The following is a 9,955-nucleotide window of genomic DNA, read 5'->3' on the forward strand; positions in this document are numbered from 1 at the left end:
ACCGTGTCCAGTGCGGAGGTGGCCTCGTCGCAGATCAGCACCGACGGCCCTGCGGCGAGCGCTCGTGCCAGCGCGACCCGCTGCCGCTGTCCGCCCGACAGTCCCCCGGGCAGCCGCGTTCCGCGTCCGTGGCCGGAGCCCGACTCAGTCCCCGGTCGGCACCCGCAGGAGGTCGACAAGTCGGCAGGTCGTGCCGGGCGGCACCTCGCCCAGGCCATGGACCTCCTCGACGACGCTCTTGCCGGGCGCGAGGTCGACCACTCCGGTGATGCCGTCGGCGACCTTCGCGCCGTCCTTGCCGAGGAACTCGACCCCGATGTTGTAGCTCGCCGTCGTGGACGAGCCGTTCACGACCTTCACCTTCGCCGACTGCCATCCGATCTGCGGATCGCGCGTGCACGCGGTGATCGTGACGTCCTCCTCCACGTCCGGCTCGGTCACGGTGGCCTGCGGCGCGGGCTCCACCGTCTCCTCCTCGCCGTACGGCTCCTCGTACGGCTCATCCTCGTACGGCTCGGAGAACGGCGCGTCCGACCGTGCCGGCGGCAGCGCGATGGAGTCCTGGACCGATGACATCAGCGAGTGGACGAGCACCACCACCCCTCCCGCCACGACGAGCGCACCGCCCACGGCGAGCGTCGCGATCAACCCCGTACGCTGCTTGCGCGGCGGCGCGGCGGGAGCCGCCCAGGGTGAGGGCTGCGCCGCCGGGACGGCCCCTGCCGGAACCTGGTGCTCCGGCTGCGGCTGTTCGGGCGGAGGCGGCGGAAAGTTGTCGGACATGCGGTCCCCCCACGGGAAGTCGTGCAGATGAGGGGCTTACGGTACGTGGCCCCACCCGCACCACTGACACCACCTGCACAGAAAGCGAACGGACCACCATGGGCGAGCTGATCCTCATCCGGCACGGCGAGACCGAGTGGTCCCGTTCCGGACAGCACACGAGCTGGACCGACCTCCCTCTCACCGACGTCGGGGAGCGCCAGGCCCGCGCGCTCGTCCCGCTGCTGGCCGACCGGCACATCGGGCTCACGCTCGTCAGCCCGCTGATCCGGGCCCGCCGCACCGCCGAGCTCGCCGGGCTCCCCGCTCCCCGGGTCACCCCCGAGCTGCGGGAGTGGGACTACGGCGGGTACGAAGGCATCACCACCCGGGAGATCCGCCGCACCCGCCCCTTCTGGAACCTCTGGACCGACGGCGTCGACCCCGGCTCCCCGGAGCACCCGGGGGAGAGCCCCGCCGAGATCGGGCAGCGGGCCGACCAGGTGCTCGCGGGCGTCCGGTCGGCCGCCGAGGAGGTCAGGGACGAGGAGGACATCGCGCTCGTCGCGCACTCGCACTTCCTGCGCGTCCTCACCGCCCGCTACCTCGGTCTGACCCCCGCCGAGGGGCGGCTCTTCCAGCTCGCCACGGGCGCGGTCTCCCGCCTCGGCACCGAACACGGCCGACCGGTCGTCGCCGCGCTCAACGTCGCCCTGCCGGAGAGCCTCCAGCCGGAGTGACCCCCGCGACAGCCCTCCCGGGGACACCCCCCCCGACAGCCCACAGGGCCCCTGAGCGACCCTGGAGGGGCCCGACGACCATCCCGCCCGTGACCAGCCAGGAGCCAGCACCGCTCCGTGACCAGCCAGGAGCCAGCACCGCCATGACCGACGACACCACCGCCCGCGCCACCCTCCAGCACGAGGACGAGCGGGTACGGGTCACCCGCTGGGACTTCGAGCCCGGCACCCGCACCGGCCACCACCGCCACGCCCTCGCCTACGTCGTCGTTCCGGTCGTCGACGGCACCATCAGCGCGTTCGCAGCCGACGGAACGGTCAACGAGTCCGCCCTGCGCGCCGGTGTCTCCTACGCCCGCCCGGCCGGTGGTGAGCACGACGTCGTGAACACCGGCGACGCGTGGCTGTCCTTCGTCGAGATCGAGATCAAGACCGACGACGAGCGCGCCCCCACCGTCTGACCGACGACGAGCCCCTGCCGTCTGACCGACGACGAGCCCGCCCGCCCCACGGTCTGACCGACGACGAGCCCCCCACCGTCTGACCGACCGCGAGCAGGCCCCCGCCGAGTGACCGGGCGCGAACGCGCCGACGGCCGGCACCCCGTCCTCCGGGGTACCGGCCGCCCGCGCTCACCGCGTCACGCTCAGGACAGCAGCTCCACCTCCGCGAGCGTCGCCGAACCCGTCAGCACCAGCCGGTACTTCGTGTACGAGCCCGGCTTGTCCACCGAGAACACCCGGGTCTGCTTGTCCCAGGCGAACGTCTGGCCGGAGCGGCGATCGACGTCCTTCCACTTCTTGCCGTCCGTCGAACCCTGGAGCGTCCAGCCCTTCGGGGCCTTGTCCGCCGCCGCCGAGGTCAGCGTGTACTGGATCCCCTTCGTCGCCGAGGACACCGGCAGCTCCACCGACTCGACCGTCGCCGAGGTGGCGGAGGTGTCGTCGAACAGCTCCCCGGCACCCTTCAGCGCGTCACCCTTGGGCGTCGGGACCTTGTCGTCCTTCTGCACCGAGACCGGGGCCGCGTCCTTGCCCGTGCCCCAGGCCGACGGCTTCGGGCCCATGTCGAACTCCAGCGTGCCGCCCTTGGCCAGCACGTCGTGCGGGAGCGCCGTGGAAGTCCACTTCTTGCCGTTGACCTTCACGCCCTGCACGTAGATGTTCTTGTCGCTGTTCTTCGGGGCCTTCACGACCAGCTTGCGGCCGTTGTCCATGCGGACGGTGACCTTCTTGAAGAGCGGCGAGCCGATCGCGTACTCCCCGCTGCCCATCACCAGCGGGTAGAAGCCGAGCGAGGAGAAGAGGAACCAGGCCGACTGCTCGCCGTTGTCCTCGTCGCCGTGGATGCCCTGCCCGATCTCGCTGCCGACGTAGAGCCGGCCCAGCACCTCGCGGACCTTCTCCTGCGTCTTGTACGGCTGCGAGGCCGCGTTGTACATGTACGTGGCGTGGTGGGCGACCTGGTTGCTGTGGCCGTACTGGCCCATCCGCACGTCCCGCGCCTCGGTCATCTCGTGGATGACCCCGCCGTAGCTGCCGACGAACTCCGGGCCCGCCGTCTCCGGCGTCGAGAAGTACGTGTCCAGCTTCTTGCCCAGACCGGCGCGGCCGCCGTACAGGTTGGCCAGGCCCCGGCTGTCCTGCGGGGCGGTGAAGGCGTAGCCCCAGCCGTTGGTCTCGGTGTAGTCGTAGCCCCAGACGCGCGGGTCGTACTGGTCCGAGGGCAGGCGCCAGTCGCCGTTCGGCTTCTTGCCCTGGAAGAACCCGGCCTTGTCGTCGAAGAGCTTGACGTACTTCTGGGCCCGGTTCATGAAGTACTCGGACTCTTCCTTGTACCGCGCCTTCTTCGTCTTCTTGTACAGCTCCTGGCCCATGCGGGCGATGCCGTAGTCGTTGACGTAACCCTCCAGGGACCAGGACAGGCCCTCGTGGGTGGCGGTGTTGGCGTACCCCGTGAAGACCGAGGTCTCCAGACCCTTGCGGCCGACGCCGGAGGACGGCGGGGCCACGGTGGCGTTCTTGAGCGCCGCGTCGTAGGCCGCCTCGGCGTCGAACTTCACGCCCTTGACGTACGCGTCGGCGAACGCCACGTCCGAGCTGGTGCCGGTCATCAGGTCCGCGGCGCCGGGGGAGGACCAGCGCGAGGTCCAGCCGCCGTCCTTGTAGTGCTGGACGAAGCCGTCCACCAGTTCGCCGGCCTTCTTCGGGGAGAAGAAGGAGTAGGCGGGCCAGGTCGTGCGGTAGGTGTCCCAGAAGCCGTTGTTGACGTACACCTTGCCGTCGACGATCTTCGCGCCCGTCTTGGTCGGGGTGTTCTCGCCGGTCGCCTTGGAGAAGGGGCTGGCGTACTTGTTCCTGCCCTTCACCTTCTCGTGGCCGGAGTTCGGGTAGAGGTAGAGGCGGTAGAGGCTGGAGTAGAGCGTCGTCAGCTGGTCGGCGTTGGCGCCCTCGACCTCGACCGTTCCCAGGATGTCGTCCCAGGCGCCCTGCGCCTTGCGCTGCACGCGCTCGAACGAGGTGGACTCCGGGATCTCCATCGCCAGGTTCTGCTTCGCCTGGTCGACGCCGATCAGCGAGGTGGCCAGGCGCAGGTTGACCGTACGGTCCTTGCCCGCGTCGAAGCGGAAGAACCCGGTGACGTCGTCGCCCCCGCCGCCCTTCAGCTTGCCGCTGTCGGTGACCGGCGCGTCGAAGACGCCGTACACGAACATCCGGGTCGCGCCGGTTGACAGGCCGCTCTTGACGTCCGAGTAGCCGGAGAACGAACCGGTCTTCGGGTCCAGGGTGATGCCGCCGTCGTTCGACACGTTGTCGAAGAGCAGGCTGGCGTCCTTGCCCGGATAGGTGAACCGCATCCGGGCCGCGTGGTCGGTCGGCGTCATCTCGGCCTTGAGGCCGTTCTCGAACGTGACGCCGTAGTAGTGCGGCTTCGCCGTCTCGTTCTCGTGCCGGAACGGCAGCGCGCGGGCCGTCCGGGAGGCATCCGGGGTGCCGCTCGCGGCCGAGGGCATCAGCTGGAAGGTCTGCCGGTCGCCCATCCACGGGCTCGGCTCATGGCTGGCGCCGAAGGCCTGGAGCGTGGGCAGGTTGTCCGCGTTGTTGCCCCGGTGGTAGTCGTACAGCCAGCTCAGCGAACCGGCGTTGGTCACCGGCGTCCAGAAGTTGAAGCCGTGCGGGACCGCCGTGGCCGGAATGTTGTTGCCGCGCGAGAAGCCGCCGCTGGAGTTGGTGCCGCGGGTGGTCAGCGCGTAGTCCGAGAGGTGCGCCTTGCGCTTCTCGGGCTTCTTCGGGGCGATCGTGATGTCGTCGATCCAGCCCTGGAACTTCGCCTTCCCCTTGGGGGAGTCGTACGCCACCAGGATCCGGTCGACCGTCTTGCCCGCGGCGACCGTGCCGAGCCGGGCGGCGACCTTGTTCCACTGGTTGACGTAGAGGCGCTTGGCGTCCGCCTGGCCCTGCGGGGTGAGCAGCCCGCCGTGGCTGTCGGTGGCCTTCAGGTCGCTCAGGTACGTGCCGTCGGTGAAGGCGAGGTCCACCGCCACGTGGGTGGCCGGGTAGTTCAGGTCCGTCTCGCCCATCTGCGGATAGACGAGGTACGACAGCTCGGTGTCCTTGGTGACGGCCGTGTTCACGTCGAAGATCTTGTTGTACGAGTAGGCGCGTCCGTCGGGCGTGTGCGTGCCCGCGTAACGCAGTGCCTTCTTTCCGGTGAATCCCGCGCCCGACTTCGCGGTGGGGGAGCCGGAGGGGCCGCGGTCGGGCTGGCTGCGCATCTCGTCGGGCACCGGCGTGGAGGTGTCACCGTTCGAGAACTGAACGTCGGCGAGCTGGAGTGCGTCCGCCGCGCCGTTGTTCTCGGTGATCTCCAGCCGGAAGTGCTTGTAGGCGGTGTCGCCCGCGAAGTCGTAACTCTTCGTCTCGTGCCGCTTGGCGAAGGACTCGCCGGTGCGGGTGTCGAGGTCGGTCCACTCCTTGCCGTCCGCCGAGCCCTGGAGCGTCCAGTCCTTCGGGTCGCGTTCGGCGTGGTCGTTGGCCGAAGTGAGGGCGTACGTCACGACCTTGACGGGTTCGTCCAGATCGAACTCCACCCAGCCGGTGGGCTTGAAGGTGAGCCACTTGGAGCCCGGCTCGACATCGACGAGGTTCTCCTTGACCTCGCCGCCGGCGGTGTTCTCGGCGCTCGCGCGGACCTCCGTCACCCGGTCGGTGACGTTGCCCGGTATGCCGGAGGAGAAGCCCCCGTCGACGCCCGAGGAGCGCTTCTTGCCGTCGGGGCCCTCCTCGACGGTGTTGCGCCAGTCCGGCTGCTTCTCGTCCGCCTCGAAGGAGGTGCTGAACGTCCGGTCGCCGGACGGCTTCCGGTCCGGCGAGGCGGGCTGGGCGGTGGCGACCGCGGGGGCGATCACCACCAGGGCGAGAGACGCCGCGAGGGCTGCTGCTGTGGGGGTCCGTCTCCGGCGGGGGGCCGGGCGGGGGACCGCGTGAGGGGCTGTGTCGGAGCCGTGGTTGAGGCCGCGTGGTGGCTGCATGCCGAGCCGTTCCTCCCCGGGAAAATGCCTGGACAACGTTGTCATAGCGGGATGCAAGGTCCAGTAGGGAGCCAAGTGACAGGACGTGTCAAGGGTGTTGCCGCGGGGCCCGTCGGCGAATCGGCCGGAATGGGGAAATAGCCGCCGGGGGAGGAGGGTGCGGGACGCCGAGGTATCCGTGAGGTCTCAACTCGGGAAAGACTGCCGCCCAAACCTGCTTTCGATCTTGCTCAGTTGGCGACAAGTGGACTATACCTGTCGGCATCTGCACAGCCGTTTCACGCGGGTGTGCGCGGGGGAAACTGGAACGTCGCCAAGACGCCGAGGGCGTCCTCGCTGTACGGTCTCCCGGCATCCCCACTGCACCGGCCTGTCCGGTACATCTGCATATCCGCATGACCCAAGCGCAACTGACCGCGGTGGCGGGGCCCTTCGCCTGAGGCGAGTTTCGACGGGTGACCGGTACACCGCCTGAGTCCTGGAGAAGGCGAGGACTTGAGCATGGGATCCACCTCCGCCCACAACAATGAGGGCCTTGGCCGTCGCGATCTGATCAAGCGTTCTGCCGCACTCGGCCTGATCGCTGTTCCGACGATGGGCTTCCTGTCCGCCTGCGCGAGCGGCGACAGCAGCAGCGACGACAAGGTCGAAAAGGGCGAAAAGAGCGACAAGAACCCGCTGGCCGTCAACGGCAGCGCCCCGCTGGAGATCGTCATCTTCGACGGCGGCTTCGGTACCAAGTACGCCGAGGACGCCAAGGCCGTCTACGAGAAGACCTACCCCGAGGCGAAGGTCAAGTTCTCGGCGACGCAGAAGATCCAGTCGGTTCTTCAGCCGCGGTTCAACGGTGGTACCCCGCCGGACCTGATCGACAACTCCGGCGCCCAGCAGATGGACATGGGCGTCCTGGTCGGCAAGAAGCAGCTCACCGACCTGACCCCGCTGCTCGACGCCCCCTCCATCGACGACCCCGCCAAGAAGGTCCGCGACACCCTGCGGCCCGGCATCGTCGAGATGGGCCAGTTCGACGGCGACCCGGTCTGGATCATGTACTACGCGTACACGGTCTACGGCGTCTGGTACTCCCAGACCGCGCTGGAGAAGCTCGACGCCACGTACCCGGAGAACTGGGACGACATGCTCGCGCTCTGCGCGAAGGCGAAGAAGCAGGGCATCGCCGGCTGGACCTACCCCGGCAAGCACCCTTACTACCTCCCCTTCTCGCTGTACCCCTTCATCGCCAAGATCGGCGGTGTCGAGGTCCTCGACGCGATCGACAACCTGGAGCCGAAGGCCTGGGAGCACCCCGCGGTCAAGGCGGCCTTCGAGGCGTACTACGAGCTCGTCGCCAAGGACTACATCCTCGAGGGAACGCCGGGCCTGGACCACCGCGGTTCGCAGGGCGCGTGGGCCCGCGGCAAGGCGCTGTTCATCCCGAACGGCTCCTGGGTGGAGAACGAGGAAGCGGCGATCATCCCCAAGGACTTCAAGCTGTCCGTGGGCGCCCCCTCCGGCCTCGACTCCTCGGACAAGATGCCCTTCGGGACCATCTGGGCGTCCGGCGGTGAGCCGTTCATCGTCCCGAGCAAGGCGAAGAACGTCGAGGGCGGCATGGAGCAGCTGCGCATCATGCTCAGCGAGGCCTCCTCCAAGTCCTTCACCACCAGCACGAAGTCGCTGTCCGCCTTCAACGGCGGCACGGACGGCATCGAGCTCTCCGACGGCCTCAAGTCCGGTGTCGCCGCGCTGGAGAAGGCCGGCACCAACGTGGTCAACCCGCGCCTGCAGGACTGGTACGTGAAGCTCCAGAAGGAGCAGATCGGTGTCGCCGCGCTCGGCGAGATGATGGCGGGCCGCGCCAAGCCGGCCGAGACCATCAAGAAGATCCAGGCCTTCGCCGACGCGACCGCCAAGGACCAGTCCATCAAGCACTTCAAGCACCAGTGACCACGCGTCACCAGCGGCGGGCAGCACGGGAAGGTCGGAGTCGGTAACGATGCAACACGGTAAATACCGGTTCATAGTCGGGTTCTTGGTGGTCCCGATGGCGTTGTACGTCATCTTCGTCATCTGGCCCTTCATCCAGTCCATTTATTACTCGTTCACGGACTGGACGGGTCTGAGCCCCGACTTCAAGATGGTCGGGTTCGACAACTACACCAAGATGCTCGACGACGACATCTTCTGGAAATCGCTGCAGCACAGTGTGCTGCTGGCGGTGCTGCTGCCGCTGGTGACGCTGGGCCTCGCGCTCTTCTTCGCCTTCATGCTCAACGTGGGCGGACGGCGCCGCAAGGGCGCCGCCGTCACCGGCGTACGGGGCTCGGGCTTCTACAAGATCGCCTACTTCTTCCCGCAGGTGCTCTCGATCGCGATCGTGGCCATCCTGTTCCAGTTCGCCTTCGACCCGGCCCAGGGCATGATCAACGGCACGCTCAAGGCCGTCGGCTTCGACGACGTACCCAACTGGCTGGGCGACCCGCAGCTGGCGCTCTGGGTCATCATGGCGGTCCTCGTCTGGTGCACGACCGGCTTCTTCGTGGTGCTGTTCTCCGCGGGCATGGCCTCCATCCCCAAGGACTTCTACGAGGCCGCCCTGCTGGACGGGGCGAGCCGCTTCACGACCTTCTTCCGGATCACGCTGCCCCTGCTGTGGGACACGGTCCAGTCCGGCTGGGTCTACATGGGCATCCTGGCGCTCGGCGCCGAGGGCTTCGCGATCGTCCACATCATGAGCGTCGGCCCCGGCGGGCCCGACTACTCGACCACCGTCCTGCCGCTGTACGTCTACCAGGCGGCGTTCCGTGACGGACAGGCGGGCTACGCGACCACGATCGGTGTCGCCCTGCTCATCGTGACGCTGGCGTTCGCCGCCATCGTCATGCGGGTGGGCCGGCGCGAGCGGCTGGAGTTCTGATGAAGACCACTGACACCCCTCCCCCCGGGCCCTCCGGATCCCCGTCCGACGCCGACGCGGCCAAGGTCCCGGCGCAGCGCACCGGCACGGTCTCCAAGGGCTCGTCGGCCCCCGTGAAGAGCAGTGAGGGCCAGGTCCTCAACGTCTTCTCGCACGGGATGCTGATCCTGTGGGCGATCATGGTCGTCCTGCCGCTGTTCTGGGCGGTGATGTCCTCGTTCAAGACCGACTCGGACATCTTCAACACCCCATGGTCGCTGCCCAGCTCGCTGAGCTTCGACGCCTGGGGCCGGGCCTGGAGCCAGGCCCACATGAGCGAGTACTTCCTCAACACCATCCTGGTGGTGGGCGGTTCGCTCACCGGCACTCTGGTCCTCGGGTCCATGGCCGCCTATGTGCTGGCCCGCTTCGAGTTCCCGGGCAACCGCTTCATTTACTTCTTGTTCGTCGGCGGCATGAGCTTCCCGATCATGCTGGCGCTGGTCCCGCTGTTCTACGTCATGGACAACATGGGGCTGCTGAACACGATCCACGGCCTGATCCTCGTGTACATCGCGTACTCGCTGCCGTTCACCGTGTTCTTCCTGACCTCGTTCTTCCGTACACTGCCGACCTCGGTGGCGGAGGCGTCGATCATCGACGGGGCCTCGCACACCCGGACGTTCTTCCAGGTCATGCTGCCGATGGCCAAGCCCGGCCTGATCAGCGTCGGGATCTTCAACTTCCTGGGGCAGTGGAACCAGTACATGCTGCCGACGGTGCTCAACACCGACCCGGAGAAGCGGGTGCTGGCCCAGGGCCTGGTGGAGCTGGCCTCCAGCCAGGGCTACAAGGGCGACTACTCCGGCCTCTTCGCCGGTCTGGTGATCGCGATGCTGCCCGTGCTGGCCGCCTACATCATCTTCCAGCGCCAGGTCGTCTCCGGTCTGACGGCGGGCGCGCTGAAGTAGCCCACGCGCGAAGGTCACGTATCCACAACGGCCCGGTGCCCCGGCGGATCGAGTC

Annotated in this window: 7 protein-coding genes and 1 pseudogene; 5 read left to right on the forward strand and 3 right to left on the reverse strand. The window is 68.2% G+C overall.

The window, feature by feature from the left end; genetic code table 11:
- Together ACFWM7_RS29475 and ACFWM7_RS29480 are read right to left on the reverse strand one after the other, a co-directional pair.
- Nucleotides 1-110, reverse strand: a pseudogene (locus ACFWM7_RS29475) (ATP-binding cassette domain-containing protein); the annotation flags it as partial.
- Nucleotides 111-144: 34 nt separating this feature from the next.
- The gene (locus ACFWM7_RS29480; RefSeq protein WP_383266228.1) at nucleotides 145-783 is read right to left on the reverse strand and encodes a hypothetical protein; all 639 of its coding nucleotides are present in this window, start codon (nucleotides 781-783) and stop codon (nucleotides 145-147) included.
- Between the two features lie 98 nt (nucleotides 784-881).
- Here ACFWM7_RS29480 and ACFWM7_RS29485 point away from each other — a divergent pair, with 98 nt between their 5' ends.
- The gene (locus ACFWM7_RS29485; RefSeq protein ID WP_205086982.1) at nucleotides 882-1,502 is read left to right on the forward strand and encodes a histidine phosphatase family protein; all 621 of its coding nucleotides are present in this window, start codon (nucleotides 882-884) and stop codon (nucleotides 1,500-1,502) included.
- A 143-nt stretch (nucleotides 1,503-1,645) separates the two neighbouring features.
- Nucleotides 1,646-1,963 carry a cupin domain-containing protein gene (locus tag ACFWM7_RS29490; RefSeq protein WP_383266230.1) on the forward strand — a complete coding sequence of 106 codons (318 nt, stop codon included), beginning with the start codon at nucleotides 1,646-1,648 and terminating at the stop codon, nucleotides 1,961-1,963.
- 185 nt (nucleotides 1,964-2,148) lie between these two features.
- Here the strand turns inward: ACFWM7_RS29490 and ACFWM7_RS29495 are convergent, their stop codons facing one another.
- Nucleotides 2,149-6,033: a GH92 family glycosyl hydrolase gene (locus ACFWM7_RS29495; RefSeq protein WP_383266232.1), complete on the reverse strand. Its 3,885-nt coding sequence runs from the start codon at nucleotides 6,031-6,033 to the stop codon at nucleotides 2,149-2,151.
- Nucleotides 6,034-6,534: 501 nt separating this feature from the next.
- On the opposite strand from ACFWM7_RS29495, the gene ngcE reads away from it, so the two are divergent.
- From ngcE to ACFWM7_RS29510, 3 genes are read left to right on the forward strand one after another with little or no spacing between them, the layout of a single operon-like run.
- The gene (gene ngcE / locus ACFWM7_RS29500; protein ID WP_383266235.1) at nucleotides 6,535-7,980 is read left to right on the forward strand and encodes an N-acetylglucosamine/diacetylchitobiose ABC transporter substrate-binding protein; all 1,446 of its coding nucleotides are present in this window, start codon (nucleotides 6,535-6,537) and stop codon (nucleotides 7,978-7,980) included.
- Nucleotides 7,981-8,029: 49 nt separating this feature from the next.
- Nucleotides 8,030-8,950, forward strand: a complete 921-nt coding sequence (locus tag ACFWM7_RS29505) for a sugar ABC transporter permease (protein WP_356568107.1) — start codon at nucleotides 8,030-8,032, stop codon at nucleotides 8,948-8,950.
- Nucleotides 8,950-9,900, forward strand: a complete 951-nt coding sequence (locus tag ACFWM7_RS29510; RefSeq protein WP_383266239.1) for a carbohydrate ABC transporter permease — start codon at nucleotides 8,950-8,952, stop codon at nucleotides 9,898-9,900. The genes ACFWM7_RS29505 and ACFWM7_RS29510 overlap by 1 nt, the downstream gene beginning before the upstream one ends.
- Nucleotides 9,901-9,955 lie beyond the last annotated feature (55 nt).

This window comes from Streptomyces sp. NPDC058375, from assembly GCF_042723425.1.
GTDB lineage: Bacteria > Actinomycetota > Actinomycetes > Streptomycetales > Streptomycetaceae > Streptomyces > Streptomyces durocortorensis.